A 24,138-nucleotide genomic window follows, 5' to 3' on the forward strand; every position below is an offset into this window, starting at 1 on the left:
AGACAAAGAGTAAGATTTGGGGGATTCTCCACGCCACATGCTTCAAGTCGGCAAAGCCGCTCAACGCAGTGGCTCCCCCACGCCCCCGATTGGGGGACGCAACCGTCCCCCAAACCCCCTCCAAAATCATTTTTTCGTTTTTTGTTGAGTCATTATTTGTGGGTTTAGTTGTGATTTAGTTTTGTTATTTGAACCTTATTGGGGCTTGAGGCTAGTTTGTTATTTATACTAAGTTGCTTTCAGAAATAGCATTCCTATTCTCTAGCCTCACCCCAAGTAGAGACGTTTTATACAACGTCTCTACAACCGCGACTTGCTATTAATTTCTGGAGATTAGCAAATGCCATTAGGATTTTCTCAAGAACAGTTAGCGCAGCAAATTACTCATACTTTGGGCGAGACATTATCAAGTCAAGATATGGAAAAATGCTTGACGGAAGTGCAAATTGTCGAACCGCCTGTTGCTAAACAATTTTGGCAAGCAACAACGGCAAATCCGGGGATTTATATGATTGTTACCGGGAAAGTGAGACTGTTGGACAATGCCAATAACTTAATTACTACCCTGACAACTGGGGGTGCATTTGGTGAATCAACGTTGTTTCCTGAAGAAGAGTTTTGTTCTTACGTGGCGAGGGCTTCTGTTAACCTGAAATTGGGCTATTTACCGGAAGCACTATTGCAGGTGATGATGCAGCAATATCCTAGTATGAGCGATCGCCTGCAAAAAAGAGCAGAACTTTGGAATTTACTCTTATTATGTTGCCAAAGTGCGCCCATTACCCTCAATGGCTCTGTGGAAGAGATGCTTCAGGCTTTATCTCTCTTCCGGCGACACAATTTAGATACTGGCGCACCTCCAGCCAAATTATTTCAAGATACTAGACTTTGGCTGTTGCGGCGCGGCAAATTACTCCACGCTGACGGGCGGATATTAACATCCGGCAATATCTATATATATCCCCAAGAAGGCAGTTGGCAAGCTATACAACCAACCATTGTCTATAGTCTACACAATGCTGATTGGCAAACTGCTGTGGCGTATTGGCCGCAGTTGGCTGATTTGGCGGGGGAAGAGGGCAGGAGGCAGGAGGCAGGGGGCAGGGGGAGGGGGGAAGAGGAAGGCAGGGGGCAGTGGTTCGGCTCCTTTCGGCTTCGCTCAAGGCAAGTCGCTCACCAACCGGGGGCAGGGGGCAGGGGAGAAGGAATTTCTCAGTCCCTATCACCGCCGAAGCCCAAGAAGCTGCGTCAAGCTTATTTTCCTAACCCGACGGTGAAAGCAACTCATGTGTGGGGAAAATTGACGAAACGGTATCCTTTTTTTGAACAACAAAGTGCCGCAGACTGTGGTGCAGCTTGCTTGGTGATGGTGAGTCGTTATTGGGGTAAGCGTTTAAGTATTAATCGACTGCGAGAGTTAGCCAATGTGAGCCGTGGTGGTGCTTCTTTGAGAGGTTTGACGGCTGCGGCTGAGAGTGTGGGCTTTGCGACTCGTCCCGTCAAAGCGAGTTTGGATAAATTAGCACAACAAACCCTACCTGCGATCGCACATTGGGAAGGTAAACATTATGTCGTTGTCTATGAGATTACCAAGAAAAGGGTAATTATTGGTGATCCGGCGATCGGACAACGCAATCTGACAGTCAGTGAATTTAAAGCAGGGTGGACTGGTTACGCCTTATTACTCCAACCCACAACCTTACTCAAAGAAGCTGAGGAAGAAAATCTGCAATTTTGGCAGTTTTTTGATTTAGTTAAACCCCATTGGCGAGTGCTGTTAGAAGTGTTCATTGCTTCGGTATTTATTCAAGTATTTGGATTAGTGACACCTTTATTTACGCAACTACTTTTAGATAGAGTCATTGTTCAAGGAAGCACCCTGACATTAAATGCTGTGGGTTTAGGATTGTTGATTTTTGGATTATTCCGCGTCGTTATTAATGGACTGCGACAATATCTTTTAGATCACACAGCAAATCGCATCAGCTTATCTTTATTGGTAGGTTTTATCAAACATACCTTTCGTTTACCTCTGGCATTTTTTGAATCGCGTTACGTTGGTGATATTGTGTCTCGCGTCCAGGAAAATCAAAAAATTCAGCGTTTTTTGACTGGGGAAGCTTTATCTATCACCTTAGACTTACTGACAGTATTTATTTATGTCGGGTTGATGTTTTGGTACAGCCCATCAATGGCTTTACTTAGCTTATGTATTGTTCCACCGTTTATGCTGTTGGCACTGGTGGCTACACCATTTTTAAGACGAATTAGCCGTGAAGTATTTACCGCCACTGCTAACGAAAATAGTTATTTAATTCAATCTCTCACGGGGATTCGTTCAATTCGTTCGATGTCCATTGAGCAAACAGTTCGTTGGCATTGGGAAGAATTGTTGAATAATTTGATTAAAAAGACATTTAGCGGGCAAATTGTCGGCAATCAACTGCAAATTTTCAGTGCCACAATTGAAACAGTAGTTAGTACAGGGTTGCTGTGGTTTGGGGCATCTTTGGTAATTCAAAATCAACTGACAATTGGACAATTAGTGGCTTTTAATATGCTTTTGGGTAATATTATTCGCCCTTTCCAAAGATTGGTGGTGTTGTGGAATCAAGTACAGGAAGTGATGATTGCGACCGAGCGTATTAATGATGTTTTAGAAGCCGAACCAGAAGAAGATTTACAACATCATCCCCGGCAGACTTTACCCAGATTGCAAGGACATATTAAGTTTGAAAATGTCACCTTTCGCTATCATCCAGACAGTGATATTAATGTCTTAGAAAATCTCAGTTTTGAAATTAACCCCCAACAAACCGTAGCTGTAGTAGGGCGGAGTGGTTCGGGCAAAACTACCTTATCTAAATTGATTTTAGGCTTATATCCGCCGACAGATGGTAAAGTTTTAATTGACGCTCACGATGTGACTAGTATATCTTTGCGATCGCTGCGTTCTCAAATTGGCGTTGTTGACCAAGACACCTTTTTATTTGGTGGCACAATCCGCGAAAACATCAGCATTGCTCACCCCGAAGCTAACTTAGAAGAAATTATCCAAGCGGCGCGTTTAGCAGGTGCAGATGACTTTATTAAACAATTACCAATGGGTTACGAAACTCAAATTGGTGAAGGTGGCGGAATGTTATCTGGTGGACAGCGACAAAGAATTGCGATCGCTCGTGCTTTACTCGGCAATCCGCGTTTATTATTATTAGATGAAGCCACCAGTCACCTCGACGCTGAATCTGAACGCATCATTCAAAATAACCTGACAACCATCCTCAAAGGACGCACAAGTTTAATCATTGCTCATCGCCTTTCCACCGTGCGTCATGCAGACTTAATTCTGGTATTAGATCGTGGCTTATTAGTTGAAAGTGGCACTCACGACGAATTAATTGCCAGAAAAGGTCATTATTTTTATCTCAACCAGCAACAACTGGCGCAAACATAGGACTTATTTCGTATTCAGTGAAAGACTGATCATTAAGTCCGTAAGGGTTTAGGGGTGTGAGGGGGTAGGGGTATAAGGGAAAGAATAAAAATGACCTTGACATAGTTATAAAATAGTATTCTTCTCTTACACCCCACACCCCTATACCCTTAGAGGATGTTTGAAAAGTGGTTGGTTGTGATTATTAGCACTTCTTGATCCCCCCTAACCCCCCTTAAAAAGGGGGGAATTTTCCTCAAGTCCCCCTTTTGAAGGGGGATTTAGGGGGATCAAAATATGTGTAACTTCACATTAAATTAGTTACACCCAATCTAAACAAATCCTGACCTTTATTAGTTCCTAAATCAAATTGAGCATCTGGGAAATTTGCACATGAACAGAAAACTGTTGAATTACCTATGCCAAATTTTTATCCCGATTTTTCATCCATACTTACTCAACCAAAGCAGGATGAACCTCGCCAGTTTGATGACTCTGATGTAGTTGTCGATGAATCAATTCAGACAACTGAAATTAATGATTGGTATTACGGTACAGAAGAACTTCTAGATGCTTTACCCAAGCTTTGGACACGTTCAATGCTGTACTTGCTAGTGGCTTTTGCTGCTATTGTTATCCCTTGGACAATGCTCGCCAAAGTGGACGAAACAGGCTCTGCTAGAGGGCGTTTAGAACCAAAAGGTGCAACGCAAAAATTGGGCGTTCCGGTTACAGGTGCAGTCAAAGCTGTCAATGTCCAAGAAGGCGCGACGGTGAAAGCTGGACAGGTTTTGATGCAGTTAGATTCGGATGTATTGCAAACAGATTTGCAACAAACACAAACGAAGTTAGAAGGGTTAAACACTCGGCTATCACAGTTGGAATTACTCAAAAATCAACTGATGCTGGCGATTAATATTCAAGAACAACAAAACCAAGCCCAAGCCTTAGAAAAAGTTGCCCAAGTTAACCAAGCACAACAAAATCTCGATGCCAAAATCAGCAGTTATAACCTGCAAAGATTAGAAAAACTCGCCACTGTTGAACAGGCTAGACAGAAAATTAATTCCACACGTATTGACCAAAAATTAGCTCACAGTCGTTTTAATCGAGATGTCGCGGAAGTTGACCGCTATCGTCAACTTTTAAACGAAGGTGCGATCGCACAAGTTAAAGTAGTGGAATTAGAAAAAATTGCCGAAGAAAGTCAACGCTTGCGAGAACAAGCCAGCGCCGAACTCACCCAATCAGAATTAAATTTAAAGGAGGAAGCTACCCGCTATCAATCCATTATGAGTCAGGCTTGGGCAGATATTCAGCAAGCCAAACTGCGCCTCGAAGAACAGCAAAGTAGCTATCAAAGCGTAGTGCAAGCCGGAAGACTGGCGCTGCTGAAAAGCCAAGAACAACTCAAAGATATGCAGAACCAAATTACTACCCTGCAATCGGAAATTGCCCAAACCAAGAGTCAGATTACCTCACTCAAACTGCAATTACAGCAGCGTGTAGTGCGATCGCCAATTGATGGCACAATCTTTGAATTACCAGTTACTAAACCAGGCCCTGTAGTCGAAGCTGGACAAGTCGTCGCTCAAATTGCACCTAAGAATAGTGAGTTGATTATCAAAGCCCAAATGCCCAGTCAACAAAGTGGCTTCTTGAAAGTCGGTATGCCTGTCAAAGTCAAATTTGATGCTTACCCCTTCCAAGATTATGGAGTTATTCAAGGGCGCGTTCATTGGATTTCACCTAGCTCGAAAATCCAAACTGATAGTGAAGGCAAAGCCACTATTGAAACCTATGAATTGGATATTGTTTTAGATAAAAACTATATCCAAGCTGCTGATAAACGCATTATCTTAACACCAGGTCAAACAGCAAATGCTGAAGTAATTATTCGTCAGCGTCGTGTCATCGACTTTATCTTAGATCCATTTAAGAAATTGCAAAAAGGCGGATTAGAACTGTAATTATTATGGCTACTTTGTTTAAGGCAGACAAGGTAGAGAGAGCTATAAAATCATGTATCTTGATTTTTAATAGGGTAGGCTTTGCTAGTCTGCCCTAATTTTACTTTTTAGGGACTTCCAAATAAAAAAACATACAATTTTTCTTGTGGGGTGGACATCTTGTCTGCCCCTAGTCAAGGGCGGGCTAGAAGCCCACCCCACAAGATTGGATAATTTATTTCTTGGAAATCCCTTATTTTATGTGTGACAATTAGATCCCCGACTTCTTGAAGAAGTCGGGGATCTGAATGTTTATGTCTAACAGAAAATATTAATTAGCAGGCGAAACTTCCACTAGATAGAGATAAGAAAAACTCTTGCCAGCCAACATATATAGATATGAGATTAACTTCAATGCGCCCTACAAAACACTAATCAGAATTAGTGGAGGAATTAATTATGGCAAAGCTGTTAAATATTGCTGTGGAAGACATTATTGAATACATCAAATTGTCTTGTCAAGTTCCTAATATATTAGATGCGATCGCTACTCAAAAAATTATTGCTGAGACAGTCGAAAAACTTGGAATTACCGTCGAAGTTGAAGAACTACAACAAGCCGCAGATAGTATGCGTTTTGCCAATAAACTCCTCAGAGCCGAAGACACTTGGGCATGGCTAGAAAAATATCATCTGTCTTTAGATGATTTTGAAGAAATCGCCAAAGCCAACATTTTATCTACAAAATTAGCGAATCATTTATTTGCTGAGAAGGTCGAACCTTATTTTTATGCTCGTCAATTTGAATATTATGCCGCAGCAATTTATGAAGTCATTTTTGATGATGAAGATTTAGCATTAGAGATATTTTATGCACTGCAAGAAGGAGAAATTGGTTTTCAAGAAGTTGCTCGTCAATATATCGAAAATCCTGAAATTCGTCGGGCTGGAGGTTATCAAGGAATCCGCACCCGTGCTGACTTAAGACCAGAAATCGCCGCCGCCGTATTTGCTGTGACTCCGCCACAAATTATCAAACCAATTGTCACACCCAAAGGTGTACATATAATTGCTGTTGAGGAAATTATTAAACCGGAATTAAATGAGCAATTACGTTTGCAAATTATCGGCGAGTTTTTTAGTAATTGGTTACAGCAACAAGTTGCAAATTTAGAAATAGTCGCAAAGCTACCAAATAATTCTCTCTCATCCCAAAATTTACCAAAACCTGCTTAATTACTAAATTTTCAAATCCCCGACTTCTCCAAGAAGTCGGGGATTTTTCGAGGAGTATTATTAGAGGATGTATGAAAACTTTCTGGTGTTGTATTTAAGATTAATAGATCCCCCTAAATCCCCCTTAAAAAGGGGGACTTGAAGAAAATTCCCCCCTTTTTAAGGGGGGCTAGGGGGGATCTAGAGAAATATTTAATATTTCTCAGTATCATCTTAGAATTACGCTAAAGATAAAGGCATATAGATATCCGCAGAATTAGCATTCAAATAAGGGCGTTGTAATTCTACTTGGGATAAGGAAAATTGTTGGATAATTGCTGTAAGGCGATGGGCTGGTGTATCATTGCCTTCCTCCCAAGCATCCAGCAAACCATTAGCGATAATTTGACAACGATGCGTCCCAAAACTTTCTTGTTCAGCAAATTTGCGGTTTGGTTCTTCTGCGATCGCTAACCCCGGTGCCATAAACTTAGTAAATAACGGTACTTCCGGCTGAAAATAAGACTGACATTCGACATACACCCTTTCTAACACTGGGTGAATTGCCTCATAATCCTTTTTATCAAAGTAAAATACTGCGGAATCGTAACGTTCGTACTCAGAAGGATTGTATAAGGCTTTCAGGGAGAAAGGAATCTCTAGAAAATTGAGTTGCGTCGTCAAACTGTGCATAACTGCAACAGCACCTTCGGGAGTGACATTAAAATACACACGCACCAATCTTTCCCGGTTTGTCGCCGTTCCCGCGTTCGCAACCGCCATATAAAATCCATTCTGTACTAAATTTTTAGGCATTTTGACTGCAACATACTTACCCACAGTTGCAGATTGATGTTGGGGTAATAAATGACGACTGCGTTCAATATGCAGCGTTAAACCATCTTTTTGGACTGCTAAAGTGTTATCAAGATTTTCTTTGACCACCTGCCAATTGTAATACCAATAGCCATCGCCTTGATTACTTTCGTGCAGGCGATCGTAAAAAGCCACATCCACACCAAGTAAAGTATTATTTTCTAGATGTTGGTTTAAAGCTACGGTGTTAGTTTCTGTATTAGCAGCCAGAGAACTTTTTAAAGAACCATTGTAATAAATGCCATAAAGAAAACTTCGCAATTGCATACTTAAGAATTTCTTTTTTAACGCCGCAGGTAATTGCTGAAAGCGGGAAATTGCTGCTTCTGGCAGTTGCAATGGTTGGTAATCTGGATGCTTAATACAATAAGCAGACTCAATTTCAATCTGAGAAATAATATCTTGTAGTGATGTCTGCAATGACTCAGGAATTTCTGCAAGTTGAGTGGCGATGGAATCTAACATTTGCATAAAAGCTTACCTGTAATTGAAGAATTCAGGAGTTAGGAAGCAGTTCTGATGAAGAAATTTACAACCATGAATCAAAGAGGTATTTAACTTACTCCCAACTCCCTTTATGGCGTTGCTGATTACGAAGATAATTTTTATCTCACGCAAAGGCGCAAAGGCGCAAAGAGCAAGAGTTTTAAAAGTGGAATTTTATAATTTCATCCCGCATTTATGCAACGCCCCCTTTATTTCTCTAGAAATGGTTAATTCTAATCGGATGCAGTGATATGAAAAATCAAGCGTGTGGAGGAGGGTGTAGATATTCAAAATCCTTACACCCCTACACCCTCAAACCCTTACACCCATTCTTCACCATTAACCTTTGTGCTTAAGCCCTGTCTGATATACGCTGGACGGTAAAAGTTCTAAACCTTCAACACCAAAAATTGTTTTCATTGATGCTTGGGGATTACACAGCAAACTCTTAGCGACTTGCAGCATACAAATTCCAGTATTACCGAAGGTTTTTTCATGCTGGAGTCCGGCTTGAATGGCGGTAATTAAAGCTAAACCGCAAAACTGCACTACTCTTTCTAAGAAGTCTGGACGACGCTGCAAAATTTCTGGGAAATGAGCTAAATAAGTTGACATCAGCGCCGCAATCGAAGGCTGAAGTAATTCTAATGGTGTTGTAGCGAGACGTAATGACTCTTCAATAGCCATCGACTTACTAGTTGTCATACTATACAACCAAAGTTGCAGATAGCTGGAAATGAGCATTCCCAAATCATGCGCTGGATCTCCCCAAGCGCCACGTTCCCAGTCAATCAAGCGAATTATACTTTCACCAGACAAGGAGTTATTTGCAATTGCTTCTTCCCAACTTAAAGATAAAAGAAGATTGTTGAGTTTTAGGTCATGATGAGTCAGACAATAGCGGGTGTAAGAACGGCTTAATTCTGCGATCGCCTGCCCCAAACTATCGTAACGTTGATATAGGACAAAAAATTTCAATCCCTCACTCGGAACTATGCCAAAAATTTCTGGGGTAATTCTATCTAGTCCTAAATTGAGATTCGGATTTTTGAGTCGAGATACTTGCTCAGTTTTTTGAAAGAATGCTTCATATTCTGGATTGTCGATTGTAGCACGATGAAGTGATGCTAAAGTTTCGCCAATCACTTTTGCAATCTCAATAGGAAAGACATTCTCTTTGAGATAGAAATCAGCCAAATCTCGATAATTACTCAAATAATTAAACACAATGATGGAATTTTCCCCATCAAAATGCACCGCTTCTGAACAATAAGCGCGAAGATAATTAATTTCTGGAAAAGTCTGCAAGAACTGATGAACTCTCCATTCCTCAGCAAACTCCCCAGCCGTTTTTCCTTCTCGATTCAGGCGCTCTTGTTTCACTAAAAGTTGCCGATTATCTGGTAAAGTCACTAACAAGTTAAAGTTTTTCGCTGGTTTTAACTCAATCTTTGTTAATGACTGTTCTGCTTGATTACAAAGTCCAACTGTAAGCAAGTATTCCAATACATTTTGAGAGCTTAATAAAAATGCCATAGTCTTAGATGTGGAGAGTTTTTGCAAAAATTAACGATGATCGCTATCATCACCGTCTCAATTGTGATGCAACAATTAAAATAAACTAAACACCGAACGGGTAGATTTAGGCTGAGGAATTGTGAAAGATTTTGCTATTGATGAAATACTGTAGATTGCATAAGTGGATAGGATAAAATTCAAGAATGTATAAGCAAAATTCAGAAGTTGCTGCAATTCTGATTCCCCGCCATATATAAATAGAGAATCTAGTTCATTTACTTCAGTCAGGTAGCTGTCTAAGTCGAGAGGACTTAAATCAGTAACGATAATTTTTGCCATTTCATCATTCCCAGAATAGATATGGCTGACTCTCTTGGATTTGATTTTTACTTTCTAATCCAGGAGAGCCATCTAGCAGAGTAGTAAACGAAAAACTTATTAGTAATTAGACTTACTAAATGATTTAGCTAGGCTATAAATATGCTGGATAGCATAGACATCTACAAATCCTTCAATCAGTTTATTAAACACACTGATATAGGAATCAGAGCCATAACCGTAGTCATAAGAATTAGAGTTATTTCCACCGTATGCAGCACTCATATCAACATCACTCAAATCATTAAGAAAGCTTTCAGAATCGTGGAAAAATTGAGAACCAGCAACATTTAGTTCTGCAAGAGTGATATTAGCCATAATTTTGTCCTCAAAGACTTGGTTGGAATCAGGTTTATTTTTAGGTAATGAAGCTGAATTGCACTTCATTGTTAGAGTGCTGACTTAGGTCAATTCTCTGTGATTTTGTACTTGATATTAAGTTGGAGAAATACAGCCTGCATACTCTATATATAAGTTGCATAGTATCGAGTGCAGGCTGATTTATGGCATTCTTGGCAGAGAATTAGTATTTAATACCAATTTGATGTAAAGTTGCACATATTTCGATCCCCCTAAATCCACGCCACTTGCTACAACGGAGGAAACCTCCGCAACGCAGTGGCTCCCCTTAAAAAGGGGGACTTTGATATATGTTTTCCGGTTCCCCCCTTTTGAAGGGGATGCTCAAGGGGATCTGATTCTATGCAGCTTTATAAAAAATTGGTATAACTACAAAGCTATTACTAGTAACCGCCGTGGCTGAAAGATTTAGCTATGCCATAGATATGTTGGATAGCATAGACACCAACAAATCCTTCAATCAATTTATTGAATCCGTAGAAGTCGCTAACATAACTATTGGAGTTACTATCAGCACCATGCGTAGCGATCGCATCAACTTCGCTTAGTTCATTGAGAAAGCTTTCAGAATCTTGGAACAATTGAGAACCAGCAGCATTTAATTCTGAAAGAGTGATATTTGCCATGAATTTATCCTCAAAAGCTTGCTGACATTTGATAATTTGTGCCGGGATTTAAGCTATCTTTCGCTTAACTATAATGCGAAAAATAGCTTAGTAAATTACAGAAAGATAACTTAGTAGTAAACTACAAAGCTATTAATAAGCGGAAACACCATAGCCGCCGTGGCTGAAGGACTTAGCTATGCCATAGACATGTTGGATAGCATAAACATCAACAAAGCCTTCAATCAATTTATTGAATCCGTAGAAGTCGCTAATATAACTATTGGAGTTACTATCAGCACCATACGTAGCGATCGCATCAACTTCGCTCAGTTCATTAAGAAAGCTTTCAGAATCTTGGAACAATTGAGAACCAGCAGCATTTAATTCTGAAAGAGTGATATTTGCCATGAATTTATCCTCAAAAGCTTGCTGACATTTGATAATTTGTGCCGGGATTTCAGCTATCTTTCGCTTAACTATAATGCGAAAGATAGCTTAGTAAATTACAGAAAGATAACTTAGTAGTAAACTACAAAGCTATTAATAAGCGGAAACACCGTAGCCGCCGTGGCTGAAGGACTTAGCTATGCCATAGACATGTTGGATAGCATAAACATCAACAAATCCTTCAATCAACTTATTTAATCCAAAACCGTCGTAACCATAGCCATAGCCATAGCCAGAACCACCAGCGATCGCATCAACATCGCTCAGGTCATTCAAAAAGCTTTCGGAATCTTGAAACAGTTGAGAACCAGCAGCATTTAATTCCGAAAGAGTGATATTAGCCATGATTTACTCCTAATACAGTTGCTTGTCATCAAGTAGTTTTTGCAGGCAATTAAGCTTTGTTTTGCTTAACTGTTACTGCAATTTTTATTTATGCCAACTGTAAAAGTCAACGCTAAAAATGCCCTTTAAAAGACATAAATAAATGTCTTGCGTCCATTTGAAAAATTAGTGAGATATATTGACTATTTTGAAATATAAATAATTGGAAAAATACCTCAGAAGCCAGTAGGGTGTTTTAGAAATCAGAAAAGTAGGTTGGCTGGAGCGATAGCGTAACCCAACAAAGTATGCTCAGATGCTGGGTTTAGTTCTTCAAACCAACATACGCCAGAATTAGTTTTTAGTCTTAACTGAAGCGTATTGGCTGATAACACATCCTAATTACATTTCAGAAATAAAATATTAGTCCTATATTAGTCATATATTCGTAAAATATTTATCCAAAAAAAATCCCCAACTTATTAAATAAGTTGAGGATATACAACAGTATAGTTTTAGAGTAGAGATGTTACATATCTCTACATGATTTTGGATGTTCAGCTTGTGCCTCATTTACCCAAAATCAATAATCATTGTAGTAACCTCCATACCGTGACCTTTGACCATAGCGGTTGTTAGGTTGTTGTTGCTGTTGTTGCAAGCCAGCAATTGTTTGTTCTATTTCTGCTGACACATCCCGCAGAATATTATTGATATTTTGCTGCGTTTTTATGAGGTCGTTTGTGTCAATTGTAATGAAACTTGAGCTTGCGCCTGCTTCCACCTTTGTGGCTTCTCCAGCAGTTAGTTCAGTAATATATTGTTCGTCACTACTGGGATAAAGGTCTGAGATAGTTATCCTTGCCATTTATTTACCTCCACAAATCTGGTGATATTAATTAACGCTGCACAACATCTAAAATGTCTCTCTTATATTCTGTATACACATTAAAAAAAATCAAGATTTTTTAGCTGATTTTTTAGACACAATTCAAGTAGTTTCGTCTATAAAAGCGTAAGATTAATTGTGGTTTAAGTTATTAAGTCTCAGCAGTTATGTTTGGTATGTGAATGAAGGAGATAAGGGAGAGAAAGGAGACAAGGGGGACAAGGTAGACACATATCTTGCACCTAGCCCCAACGAATGGAATTCGCGGCTATAAAAACGAAGTCCGCCTTCGCGGACTGAAGTAAAATCAAGGTCTTGAATTTTAAAAAGTTTTAATCCCTAATAGGGATTAGTTGAAATTGCAATTTGGATGAAGCGCGATCGCAAGAGTTATTGCAGTCGTTTCAATCCCTAATAGGGATTAGTTGAAATTGCAATCGAGATATTCTCAGAATTTGTAAAGACGCTTGGACATTGTTTCAATCCCTAATAGGGATTAGTTGAAATTGCAATTTCTGGGTGAACGGTAAGTTCTCAGTAGCAGAGGCTGTTTCAATCCCTAATAGGGATTAGTTGAAATTGCAATAATTTCAGCAATAAATGACTCAATCACCTCGCGCCAGTTTCAATCCCTAATAGGGATTAGTTGAAATTGCAATCAAGTTCTCTGCCACCTTCCACAGAATGAAGCATGACGTTTCAATCCCTAATAGGGATTAGTTGAAATTGCAATTTTTTTGTATTCTTTCTTTTGGTTTATCTATTTTTGAACCGTTTCAATCCCTAATAGGGATTAGTTGAAATTGCAATTGCTTAGGCGAAGTTCCACCCGAACTAGTGCAGGAAACTAAACAGTTTCAATCCCTAATAGGGATTAGTTGAAATTGCAATACCCAAGTAAGCCAAACTCAAGACCACTGCATAAAGAATGTGTTCGTTTCAATCCCTAATAGGGATTAGTTGAAATTGCAATTTGGTATGATTCTAGGTTTATCATGCGTAAAATAGAGAGTTTCAATCCCTAATAGGGATTAGTTGAAATTGCAATCTTTAGAGTCTGGAGAGTTGCACCCGTTAATTGTCCGCGTTTCAATCCCTAATAGGGATTAGTTGAAATTGCAATAATCTCTCCAATGTTCGCACGATGTTTGTATTGAGTTTCAATCCCTAATAGGGATTAGTTGAAATTGCAATTGGGGTAATTTCAAGCAATGCCCAGACTGTAATGCGATCGCTGTTTCAATCCCTAATAGGGATTAGTTGAAATTGCAATGCTTTTCGTTCTTCCGCAAGTATTACTTTAGTAAGTAATTGTTTCAATCCCTAATAGGGATTAGTTGAAATTGCAATTGCTTGCTCAAGCGGGAGCGCCAGTTTACCCTCAGTAAGTAATTGTTTCAATCCCTAATAGGGATTAGTTGAAATTGCAATTTGTACCAACCATAAAGCATGGCGATGTGAAGCGGTTTCAATCCCTAATAGGGATTAGTTGAAATTGCAATCTGATACCAACAGAATATGAATTATCAGCCAATCCGTTTCAATCCCTAATAGGGATTAGTTGAAATTGCAATGAGATACTTTCATAATTTTCAGCACCAATCAGCCCTTTGTTTCAATCCCTAATAGGGATTAGTTGAAATTGCAATTTTTTGGCTTTGTTGCTCTTGTTCTCGGTTGCATTGCCGTTTCAATCCCTAATAGGGATTAGTTGAAATTGCAATTCCGATAAAAGCGACTGCGGCACGTTCAATTGTGTTTCAATCCCTAATAGGGATTAGTTGAAATTGCAATGTTATTGAAAATGTGCGCGGACTTCTAAGCCACGTTTCAATCCCTAATAGGGATTAGTTGAAATTGCAATTATTCCTCACCATAAAAGTGAGCCAATTTGTTATGTTTCAATCCCTAATAGGGATTAGTTGAAATTGCAATTGACTGCTTTAACAAGTTCAGTTGTTGAATTATTAGTTTCAATCCCTAATAGGGATTAGTTGAAATTGCAATCAGCCTTATCTTCTACAATTTTCCTGCCTTGTCTGTTTCAATCCCTAATAGGGATTAGTTGAAATTGCAATAGCAATAGAACAGTTCGTACTTAGCTTAAACCCAATATTTCAGTTTCAATCCCTAATAGGGATTAGTTGAAATTGCAATCAAATACCTAACTTGAAAGTATTTCGGGTGATGTTGTTTCAATCCCTAATAGGGATTAGTTGAAATTGCAATTACAAGGCGCAACAATGGCAGCAAGAAATTCAAAGTTTCAATCCCTAATAGGGATTAGTTGAAATTGCAATGGAGTCGGAAATCCTTGGAGTGTAAATACAGCAGTTTCAATCCCTAATAGGGATTAGTTGAAATTGCAATAATTGTGAAGATAGGGCATAAATTACGTTTCTTGCTGTTTCAATCCCTAATAGGGATTAGTTGAAATTGCAATCTAGAAGAGTTAGCTGGTTTTTATGAAGATGAAGAGTTTCAATCCCTAATAGGGATTAGTTGAAATTGCAATTTGTTTAGCTTTTACAACACCGTTTTTAATGATGTTTCAATCCCTAATAGGGATTAGTTGAAATTGCAATGGCTGGAGCCAGAAAGCGTTGTCCTATAAAGTTTTCAAGGTTCAGTTTCGCGGATGGAAAAATTCTAACACAGCATAATGCAAATTGATTTACACAAAAATGCTGGAATCTATACACAGCAAGGTGCGCGGATGATTTTAATTTATTTTGCTGGCAAAAGCTTGTGCTGAAAGGAATACAGCCATTTTTCCAAACCACTATTTTTGAACACCTACCCATCCGCGCGATCGCCAAAACTGCCAAAATTAATTTAACACCAAATTTGCAACACCCGACCTTGTAATTCTTTCCCCATCCAAGGTGTATTACTCGAAAGTGTATGTAAATTTTTCCTTTCCACTTTCCACGTTTGCGAAGGGTCAAACAAAGTTAACTCAGCTTTTTGATTAGCCGTTAATGTGTTTAATTCCTGTCCTAAACATTTTGCGGGATTACTACTTAAAGCTTGCCATAATTCTAAGGCTGTAAATTCTCCCGTGACCACCAAATTTTGCCACAACAAGGGTAAGGCTAATTCTAAACCAACTGCTCCTGCTGGGGCTTCGGCAAAAGCTTGGACTTTTTCTTCATAAGTATAAGCTGCGTGGTCGATCGCGATCGCATCAATTACCCCTGTGCGAACTCCCTCACGCAAAGCGTTTAAATCACTAGGATTTCCCAAAGGCGGATCTAAATGCAAACTGGTGTCGTAACTTTTAACATCTCGGCTTTGCTCGATGTTAACCCTGAGCGAAGCTGAAGGGTTAATAGATGTGGTATCCAATAACAAGTGCATCCAAGTAGTGCTGGCGGTGATGGGTAAACCAGCAGCCTTAGCAGCCGCAATTAATTCCACACTCCGCGCTGTGGAGACACGCATAATATGAACTTGCAAATTACCAGTCGCCGCCACTAATTCTAACAAAGAGGCGATCGCAGTTGTTTCGGCACTGGCGGGAACTGGTGGTAAACCAAAACGCAACGCATCTACCCCTTCACGCATCACACCATTCGAGGTAAGGTGGCGATCGCAAGGCCAAAAAGCCACAGGTTTACCCAACGGCTGTACATATTCCAGCACTCGCCGCACCAACCCCAAATTATCCAACGGATGACTATCAGTAAAACCCACCACTCCCGCAGCCGCTAAATCAGCCAACTCCGTCATCTGCTTTCCCGCCACATCTAAAGTAACTGCACCCCAGATGTTGAGTAACGGTGTGGGGGTTTGGGGAGACAAGGGAGAGGGGGTAGACAAGGGAGAGAGGGCAGACGAGGGAGAAGAAACATAATTTCTTCCTTGTCCCCCTTGTCCACCTTGTCCCCCTCTTCCCCCTTCCCCTCTCATCTTCTGCAACTGCACCACCAGCGCCGGATGATCAATAGCTGGAGATGTATCAGGTAAAATGCCAATTCTGGTAAAACCACCAGCCGCAGCAGCTTGCAACAAAGACGATAAAGTTTCTCTCTCTTCAAACCCTGGTTCGCCAGAGTGACTATATAAATCTACTAACCCTGTTCCTAAAACTAATCCCCGACAGTCTCTAACTAGAGTATCAGTACCAATTTCCGAAATTTGTGCAGCTATAGCTTGAATGCGACCATCAGCTATCAGGACATCGGCTATTTGGTCAGTGCCAGAAACCGGATCAATTACTCGTACTTGTTGTAAAAGTTCAGTCATAAAAATCATATGTTAGGAGTGACAAGTCAGGAGTTAAGAGTTAACGCCGTGTGCAGCTTTCCCTTGAACCTAACCCCAACCCCTTCCCTCGTAGGGAAGGGGAGCAAGAATCAAAGCCTCTCTCCTACAAGAAGAGAGGTTTGGAGAGGGGTTGGAAAATAAGTTGCACATCATGTGAGTTATGAGTATTTAGGTTTAACTATTCACACCTAATTTATTACCTCATTTCTGACTCTTCACTCCTCCCTGTTTTATAATGCTCCAGCTGCGGTTTTATCCAGAACACCACCACCCAAATGAGCTGTAATGTTCATTGCTTGTAATACCGGAAAACCATCAAGACCGTTGGGATAGTCAATCACGCTCACTGCGCCATTACCTTGGCGGAAATTCCAAAAGTTTTCGGCAGTTAAACCGAGGATATGACATAGCAAGGTTTTATTAGTCGCATCGTGAGCCACTACTAATCCTGTTGTGAGTTGATTATCTAATGCGGTTTGCACAATAGATTGCCACGCAGCCACACTACGTTCCCACACTTGTTGTAGATTTTCACCTTCTGGCATTTGGACTTCAGCCGGGACAGTCCGCCAACGGTGCAATTCTCCCGGAAATTCTTCTTCAATTTCCTTCTCTAATTTTCCTTCCCAAAGGCCATGACTAATTTCTCGCAAACCATCTTGCAGGTCTAACTGAATGCTAGGATGTTGACGCAATATAATCTCGGCTGTTTCTTTTGGACGTTGCATAGAACTACTCACAGCAAAGTCAATGGCGATATCCTTGAGAAATTCGCCTGCTTTTTGAGCTTGACTTCTGCCATTATCATTCAAAGGCACATCAATTTGCCCTTGAAATCTGGTTTGACGGTTCCATTCAGTTTCACCGTGACGCACCAATAACAGCCGCACACCTCGGTGATGTGGACGCAATGAAGGTAAAGCTTCCCCCATGTGCTGTGTTTGGTTCATCGATTCTAATTGGACTGGTTCACCCAAACCGCCAGCAAAATTCAACACAGTCACACCACAGTTAGATTGCTGGATGGAGTGATAACGGCTGGGAGGAATACCCAGTGCGGTGCTAATCAAGGCGCGGTTAATTCCGTTATGCCCAACTATTAAAATAGTTTTACCTTGATGCTGTGGCAAAATATCTTGCCAAAACTGTTGTGCTTGTTCGTACAAAGCCAGAACTGGAAAATGCTCTCTTGTTCCCTCAGCATCTTGAACTTGCATCACCAATTGGTCAGGATTTTCATGCCAAATGCGATAGTCTTCAGCAAACTTCTGCTCAACATCCGCAGTTAGCATTGTCTCCCACAAAGGCAAATCAATTTCCAATAACTTATCAGAAGTTTGGACAGCAGCAGACTCTTGAGTATTGGCTAACTCACTTTGAATAATCTCGGCGGTGAGTTTAGCTCGTTGCAGAGGACTGCAATAAATTGCCTGAAATGAAATATTACTGAGGGCTTTGCCTACTTTACTGGCATCATTACGACCTTTTTCTGTTAATTTTGACGCATCTGTGCGCCCTTGAATACGCCGTTCGGCATTGTAGCTACTCTGCCCGTGACGCACAATGATGACACGAGTCATCGGCTTTGCCCTCCTCTATCTAAAGGATTAATTTTACTCTAAAGTGTCGGCAGAATAATCTTTTTAGATAGATTGGATACTTGTCAAGTGTCAATCTAAAATTGTTGTTTTGAGTCATCCTTAAGATAGCTGATAGGTTCTGTCTCTAGGTGGTCGTATCCCAATATCAAGCCAAAATATGCTTGAAACTGGGGGAAGTTTCTCAGCAATGCAAAATATTCAATCATGGGAAAACCCACAACCAATCATGAAAAAGAAGTATCCTGACTTTCTTTTCAAGTTAGATGGAAATTAAATATGCAAACAGAAACAGACGCGAGAACTATAACAGCATCGCTCCACACAATTGGTAACACTATTCGCTTGACAGGCTGGATTACTTTTTGGGTACAACTAGGACTAGCGGTGGTGTCTGGGATAGCTGTATTGTTTGCTTCAACTGGGCGTGGTTTTGCTGACCAACCAAATGCAGGTTTAGGTGTCGGGATATTTTGGGCTATCTGCGGGATTGTAGCGTTATTGTTTAGTGTGTATTGGGATTTTCGTTATACACGCCTGGGTCAAAGGTTAGAAAATCCAAATCATGCTTTACACCCCAGCAAAGCAGATACGATCGCTGCTATCAGATTAGGCATAATTGTTAGTTTAGTTGGAATACTATTAACTCTTTTAGGTGCTGGCTCTACTCTCGGCGTTTTAGTCGCCAAGTCTATCTCCCAACCACCAGGGGTAGCAATTACAGACCCCAACAAAATTATTCGGGCGTTAGATGTGTTTGTCGCCGTAGCTAATATTAACGGGATTACTGCTCACTTTGTCGGTGCGATCGCTTCTTTGTGGTTATTAGAACGGGTACATAAGCACTAGAAAGGAATCAAGTCAAAAGTTAAAAGTTAAAAGTTAAAAGTCAAAAATTCTCTAACTTTGTAGGGTGAAGGTGTTCAAAACCCTTACACCCTTCGCCACACCTTTTATTGCCGATTAATCCGAATCAATTCTGTCAAGATGCTATCCAAGCTGCCATTAACTTGAATTTTCTCAATTTTCTCGGCAATTCGCTCTAGCACTTCTAATTCTTTCAAGCGCAATGCAACCGGGTTATCTTCCATCACTCTGGCGGTATTTAACATACTACGAGTTGCAGCAGTTTCTTCACGCCGACGCACTACGTTGGCTTGGGCGGCTTTTTCCGCTTCTACTACTTTGCTCAAGATGGTTTTAATTTCTCCAGGCAGGATAATATCTTTTACCCCGACTGAATCAACTTCAATTCCATAGTCGGCGGTTTTTTGACGGATGTATTCAAAAATACTTCTGTCAATTGCGCCTTTATCTTCTAGCAACGCATCTAAGGTTCTTTCGCCAACTGCACCACGCAAAGCAAACTGAGCTTCTTTATATAAGTAACCAACAATATCTGATAACCCATTTTTGGCTCTCAGAGGGTCGATGATGCGGAAACCAGCAGTTAAATTCAAGCGCAATGGTACTTTGTCTTTAGATAAAATGTCTTGGCCAGAAACTTCTAGAGTTTGCTGACGCAGGTCAAAGACTTCGGTTTGCAGAGAGCGCCCGAATAGCCACCAGACGTGCTTTCCTGGTTGCAGTTGAGTTTGAAACTCTTGATTGATATACAGTAACCCAAGGTGTTGCGTGGGTACTTCGCAGATATGCAAAAAATTGCGACTCAAAGCCAGAGTTTCTGGTAAACCCGAAACTAACTCAGCAATTAAACGCGGTGGCAATGTCGCCTCGGCGTTGATGTCAACTACTTCTATTTCTACACCTTGCCAAAATAGTTTGCGGCTACATGGCTTGAGGATAGCAATTACTTTTCCTTGATAACGTGCGATCGCTACTTGTTGATTTTGTAATTGCACCACCTCACAATAAGCCGCCACAAACTCAGGATGTCGCTCAATTAGCACATCCTCTAAAGGAAAATCAGGATTTGGCAAAATCCGGCTGAGAGTCCGCACCGTCACATCTCTATCAACAGCCCAGAAAGCATACTCCCCCGGTTCTAGCGGCTGTATAAAGTTATTCTGCACATACAGCAAACCAATCTCATACTCAGAAATGAGAAATTTCTTGATTCCATTTAAAGCAACTCCGCGTAATTGTTGAACAAACTCCGCAGCTAAAACTAAACTTTGATTCAAGTTAAATAGATGAGTTTCTACCTCAATAAAACCACGCCAAAAAGCCCGGAGTTGATTTGGTGGAATACTTACCCAATTCTGCCCCCAGTGGACTAAAGCCGCTTGACCGAAACCAGTTCTCACGACTATAAGATGTTCCTGCAACTCAGAACTGTGATTTCGCAACAATAGTTCTAAGTTATCAATCTTAGCTTCTGGTTGGTTGAGGTCATAGGTTTTAACTTGCCAATGCTTACCAAAATAAGTGTAAGTACCGGGCTGCAAAATTTTCTTAAAATCACTGCGGCTATATAGAATGCCAATTTCGTTAGGTTTGATATAAAAAGTTTTCCACATAGTAATTTGCATAGATAACTGACGCAGATTGAATAAAAACATTTAGTAGTTCAACTTGTGTGCTGATGTATAAACTTGCCTAGAACACATCGTGATTGAGCTAATAAGTTTTTAACATCTGTAATATATATACTACACTGTAATTTTAAACTCCGCAAATGTAAAATGTTACTTGTTATACCGATTTACGAAATTACTGATACAAATCACTTTCTCTGTACCTCTGCTTCTGTTCGCCGAGCGAAGTCGAGGCGCTACTTTCATTTCTATATCATTTTTAAAGTGGAATGGTGTTATACCAATTCTCCAAAATTTCGATACATATACAAAAAACTGTAGGGGCTAACGTCTATTCACCCCTACAGTTCATACGTAGCAATTAAAATTATCTAGAAATTAATACCAGCCATTATTACCTGATTCGGGAATCACAGCATAAGCATCAATTTCAAACAACATCTCATCAAGCGCCAATCGAGGAACTGGGATGAGTGTGTTTGCGGGTGGTTTATTCCCCCACAAATTACCAATTTCGCGTCCTAACGGAATTAATTTTTCTTGGGTGTGATTTACTATCAAAACAGTTGTTTTGACTACATCTTGAGGTCGTGCGCCAGCTGCATTTAAAGCAAAGCGCAGATTTTGAAAAGCTCTGACTAATTGTTCTTCATAATCATTGGAGATTACATTACCTTGTAAATCTGAACCAAATTGACCAGAAATATACACGGTTCTTGTTCTTGGTGGTGTAATCGCTATATGACTATAGCCATTTTGAGGCGCATTATATAACGTTGGTGGATTCAGCAAAGTTACATTTTTATTTGTATTACCCTGAGCAACTACTTCCTTTTGGGTTCCTGCAACTATAGCAGTACCTAAGCCGCTACCTCCTAGCCACAAAAGAGCATTTCGTCGTGAAAATTTTGTCACTATTGAATTAACCGCACGTGTAATATGTTGAGTCATTGAAGTTCCCTAGATTGAGTGATCTATTTTTGACTAGGCTATGCTTCTATTATGGGGTTAATTGGAATCAAAAATCACGCGTTTTTTCCATAATTGGGTGCAATTACACAGCTAATATACTAACTTTAAAATATCTTTAATATTTGAATAATTACTCTGAAGTATTTCAAAAAATAGCTACTTTTAAAAAAAAATTGCTGTTCTTGTGTTTTTAACAAAATCAAGGATTTATATCTCACATCAGATAGCTGCCATTTAGTATTAGGATTTGAAAAATAAATACCTAATTTATAATTTTTAAACTCTGCAAATGTCAGTGTTAACAGTTTAGTTGCGGGCAGATTGCATCTCTAAAACTGGATTAAGATTGTCGCTACTTTTTTGAAATTACCCAAAGATAATTTCAAAAAAGACAGCACCGCTCAAATATGCCGTTCAGTTTGTCAGTTCCAGAAAACTAGATGTGACTAACGAAGGAACATACTCAAAATTAAAAAGAAAACAATTACACTGGCTTCTTTACTGTCACTAACGAAGACTACGAATAATCAACGTTAGCAGAACCCCAACATCGCAGAGTTTACCAAACAAAGCAGATTTTTCTGTCTTTGTTTTTCCCGATTTTCTGAATGCAAAGTAGCCTTGTCCCTAACAAGGTGCCGTGAGGCGGAGTGTGATGGAAGAAAGTACAGGATTTACCTGTTATCAATCGGCGATACACCGATCGCTCACAAAGGAGTAAACTTTCTGATGACTAGTTACATATCGTGCGGCGGTATACGTTCAATCCAATGGTTGGCGTACCAGTTGGGCATTCAGAACCCACACTAGAGCTTGGCACAATGTATTCCTAATCACTCATTAATGTAACTCAAGATAAGATGGCAGTCTGGTTTGGATGAATAAAAGAGACAAGGTGCATGAGGGAGACAAGGGGGAGATTTTTGTCAATTATTGAGGATTAAGTCGAAGCACTCAATTAAACCTAACTTGAAATTACCGGGTGTGGATACTGAGCGCAGTCGAAGTATCCACACTTCGCTCAAGCCCTCTTCTCTTCAGTTGATTGAGCATTTCGACTTCGCTCAATGCTCAATTATTGTTTCCACCTAATTATTCTTGCCATATTTTTCTTGAATACGCTGAATTTGTTGTTGAAACTCTGCGCCTTTTTCGGGGTTAACCATTGCGACAAAGTTGGCAAATCCGGTGATGGAGGCGATGAGGTTGGATGAGTTACCCCAATGCTTACCTTCTAAGCCTTCATTTTCTATTTGATGTAAAGTTGCACGGAAACTTTTTAACTTTTTCCGGGGGATATTAATTTTTTGATTAACGATAATCCCTGTAACTTCTTGCTGTTGAGAGTTTCGCAAAATTCGGGTTTTGTCGGGATTAATGGCAAATCCTTCATCAGAGATAATAAATTGAACTTGCTTGATGATATTTTTGGTATGTTGAAGATTTTCACCTGATGCAGAAAATGTTAAATCATCAACATAGCGAGTGTAGGTAAAACCAAATTTTTCTGCGATCGCACACAAACGCTGATCTAAATTACGACAAATAATATTGGTAATTGCGGGGCTGGCTGGGGAACCTTGGGGAAGATAACGTTGCTTGAGTTCCACAAAGTCTGTTTTATTATCTAACTTGCGTTCTTCCACTACAGGCGAGGTACATAATAACCCAAAGATTGTGGCTACAGATGAAGTATAACCGAAAGATTGAAAGAGTCCTTTAACACGCTGATACGTAATAGCCGAGAAAAAATCCTGCAAGTCGATATTAATAATTATTTCTGCGCCAACATGGGGATTGGCATTAGTAATAATGGAGCGATCGCTACAAAAACCATGTGCAGCGTCATGAATGGCAATTTTTTGTAAAATATTCTGCAAAATCCAGTATTGAGCGCGTTTTAAATCAGGCAATGGTGCAGAAATAATGCGATCGCCTGCAAGTTTTTTGGCAGTTTTGAAGTAACTATAATGTGAAATCTGGGAAGTTTTAGAAGTAAAGGCAAGAAACCGCAGTTTATCAATACTAATTTCCATAGCCGATGCAATCTGCTCGGCATTATTATATACATCTAAATTATATTTTTTTAACTGTTCAATATTGTTTTGAGTATGCTTTTGAAAACTCATTTTATAGCCATAGTCAGATATGTTAGGACAATTTCAACGCTTGAGTGCTAGGAATAGTAATACTTTTCCTCCTGCCTGGTTGGTGAGCGAACTTGTACTGAGCGCAGCCGAAGTAGCCGAACCACTGCCTCCTGCCTTCTGCTATAAAACTCTGCAAATGTAGGTTTTTACAGTTTAGTTGCGGGCAAA

At 40.0% G+C, this 24,138-nt stretch carries 17 protein-coding genes and 1 CRISPR repeat array; of the genes, 4 read left to right on the forward strand and 13 right to left on the reverse strand.

The genetic code is table 11. The annotated features are described in order from the left end of the window. The first annotated feature begins 340 nt into the window (after positions 1-340). From H6G75_RS02105 to H6G75_RS02115, 3 genes are all read left to right on the forward strand, one after another. Positions 341-3,454 carry an ABC transporter transmembrane domain-containing protein gene (locus tag H6G75_RS02105; RefSeq protein WP_190978357.1) on the forward strand — a complete coding sequence of 1,038 codons (3,114 nt, stop codon included), beginning with the start codon at positions 341-343 and terminating at the stop codon, positions 3,452-3,454. A gap of 398 nt (positions 3,455-3,852) precedes the next feature. Beyond that, complete coding sequence (locus H6G75_RS02110; RefSeq protein ID WP_190978358.1) at positions 3,853-5,403, forward strand: HlyD family efflux transporter periplasmic adaptor subunit; 1,551 nt, start codon at positions 3,853-3,855, stop codon at positions 5,401-5,403. A gap of 438 nt (positions 5,404-5,841) precedes the next feature. After that, positions 5,842-6,618: a peptidylprolyl isomerase gene (locus H6G75_RS02115; RefSeq protein WP_190978359.1), complete on the forward strand. Its 777-nt coding sequence runs from the start codon at positions 5,842-5,844 to the stop codon at positions 6,616-6,618. Between the two features lie 219 nt (positions 6,619-6,837). Here the strand turns inward: H6G75_RS02115 and H6G75_RS02120 are convergent, their stop codons facing one another. The 10 genes from H6G75_RS02120 to H6G75_RS02165 all read right to left on the reverse strand — a co-directional run bounded on the left by H6G75_RS02120 (position 6,838) and on the right by H6G75_RS02165 (position 18,332). Further along, complete coding sequence (locus H6G75_RS02120; RefSeq protein WP_190978360.1) at positions 6,838-7,944, reverse strand: T3SS effector HopA1 family protein; 1,107 nt, start codon at positions 7,942-7,944, stop codon at positions 6,838-6,840. A gap of 354 nt (positions 7,945-8,298) precedes the next feature. After that, positions 8,299-9,495, reverse strand: a complete 1,197-nt coding sequence (locus tag H6G75_RS02125) for a phosphotransferase family protein (RefSeq protein WP_190978361.1) — start codon at positions 9,493-9,495, stop codon at positions 8,299-8,301. Between the two features lie 75 nt (positions 9,496-9,570). Continuing rightward, positions 9,571-9,816: a hypothetical protein gene (locus H6G75_RS02130; protein ID WP_190978362.1), complete on the reverse strand. Its 246-nt coding sequence runs from the start codon at positions 9,814-9,816 to the stop codon at positions 9,571-9,573. A gap of 99 nt (positions 9,817-9,915) precedes the next feature. Continuing rightward, on the reverse strand, positions 9,916-10,173 hold the full coding sequence (locus H6G75_RS02135) for a hypothetical protein (protein WP_190978363.1): 258 nt from the start codon (positions 10,171-10,173) through the stop codon (positions 9,916-9,918). 425 nt (positions 10,174-10,598) lie between these two features. Further along, a complete protein-coding gene (locus tag H6G75_RS02140; RefSeq protein WP_190978364.1) occupies positions 10,599-10,841 on the reverse strand; it encodes a hypothetical protein in 243 nt (80 codons plus the stop codon). Between the two features lie 132 nt (positions 10,842-10,973). Beyond that, positions 10,974-11,231 carry a hypothetical protein gene (locus H6G75_RS02145; RefSeq protein WP_190978365.1) on the reverse strand — a complete coding sequence of 86 codons (258 nt, stop codon included), beginning with the start codon at positions 11,229-11,231 and terminating at the stop codon, positions 10,974-10,976. A 132-nt stretch (positions 11,232-11,363) separates the two neighbouring features. Then, positions 11,364-11,615 carry a hypothetical protein gene (locus tag H6G75_RS02150; protein WP_062295179.1) on the reverse strand — a complete coding sequence of 84 codons (252 nt, stop codon included), beginning with the start codon at positions 11,613-11,615 and terminating at the stop codon, positions 11,364-11,366. 562 nt (positions 11,616-12,177) lie between these two features. Continuing rightward, positions 12,178-12,462: a hypothetical protein gene (locus tag H6G75_RS02155; protein WP_190978366.1), complete on the reverse strand. Its 285-nt coding sequence runs from the start codon at positions 12,460-12,462 to the stop codon at positions 12,178-12,180. Between the two features lie 350 nt (positions 12,463-12,812). Continuing rightward, positions 12,813-15,068: a CRISPR direct-repeat array (repeat unit 37 nt; unit sequence GTTTCAATCCCTAATAGGGATTAGTTGAAATTGCAAT). A gap of 250 nt (positions 15,069-15,318) precedes the next feature. After that, positions 15,319-16,740: a dihydroorotase gene (locus H6G75_RS02160; RefSeq protein WP_190978367.1), complete on the reverse strand. Its 1,422-nt coding sequence runs from the start codon at positions 16,738-16,740 to the stop codon at positions 15,319-15,321. Between the two features lie 242 nt (positions 16,741-16,982). Continuing rightward, entirely contained in the window at positions 16,983-18,332 is a 1,350-nt protein-coding gene (locus H6G75_RS02165; protein WP_190978368.1) for a histidine phosphatase family protein, read from the reverse strand. Between the two features lie 297 nt (positions 18,333-18,629). Here H6G75_RS02165 and H6G75_RS02170 point away from each other — a divergent pair, with 297 nt between their 5' ends. After that, positions 18,630-19,199: a DUF3611 family protein gene (locus H6G75_RS02170; RefSeq protein WP_190978369.1), complete on the forward strand. Its 570-nt coding sequence runs from the start codon at positions 18,630-18,632 to the stop codon at positions 19,197-19,199. A gap of 104 nt (positions 19,200-19,303) precedes the next feature. Here the strand turns inward: H6G75_RS02170 and H6G75_RS02175 are convergent, their stop codons facing one another. The 3 genes from H6G75_RS02175 to H6G75_RS02185 form a co-directional block, all read right to left on the reverse strand. Continuing rightward, complete coding sequence (locus tag H6G75_RS02175) at positions 19,304-20,830, reverse strand: slipin family protein (protein WP_190978504.1); 1,527 nt, start codon at positions 20,828-20,830, stop codon at positions 19,304-19,306. 396 nt (positions 20,831-21,226) lie between these two features. Continuing rightward, positions 21,227-21,763, reverse strand: coding sequence for a Rid family hydrolase (locus tag H6G75_RS02180; RefSeq protein ID WP_313934782.1), 537 nt, complete (start codon positions 21,761-21,763; stop codon positions 21,227-21,229). A 1,145-nt stretch (positions 21,764-22,908) separates the two neighbouring features. After that, a complete protein-coding gene (locus H6G75_RS02185; RefSeq protein ID WP_190978371.1) occupies positions 22,909-23,949 on the reverse strand; it encodes a reverse transcriptase family protein in 1,041 nt (346 codons plus the stop codon). Positions 23,950-24,138: the final 189 nt, after the last annotated feature.

The organism is Nostoc sp. FACHB-280, assembly GCF_014697615.1.
Taxonomy (GTDB): domain Bacteria; phylum Cyanobacteriota; class Cyanobacteriia; order Cyanobacteriales; family Nostocaceae; genus Nostoc_B.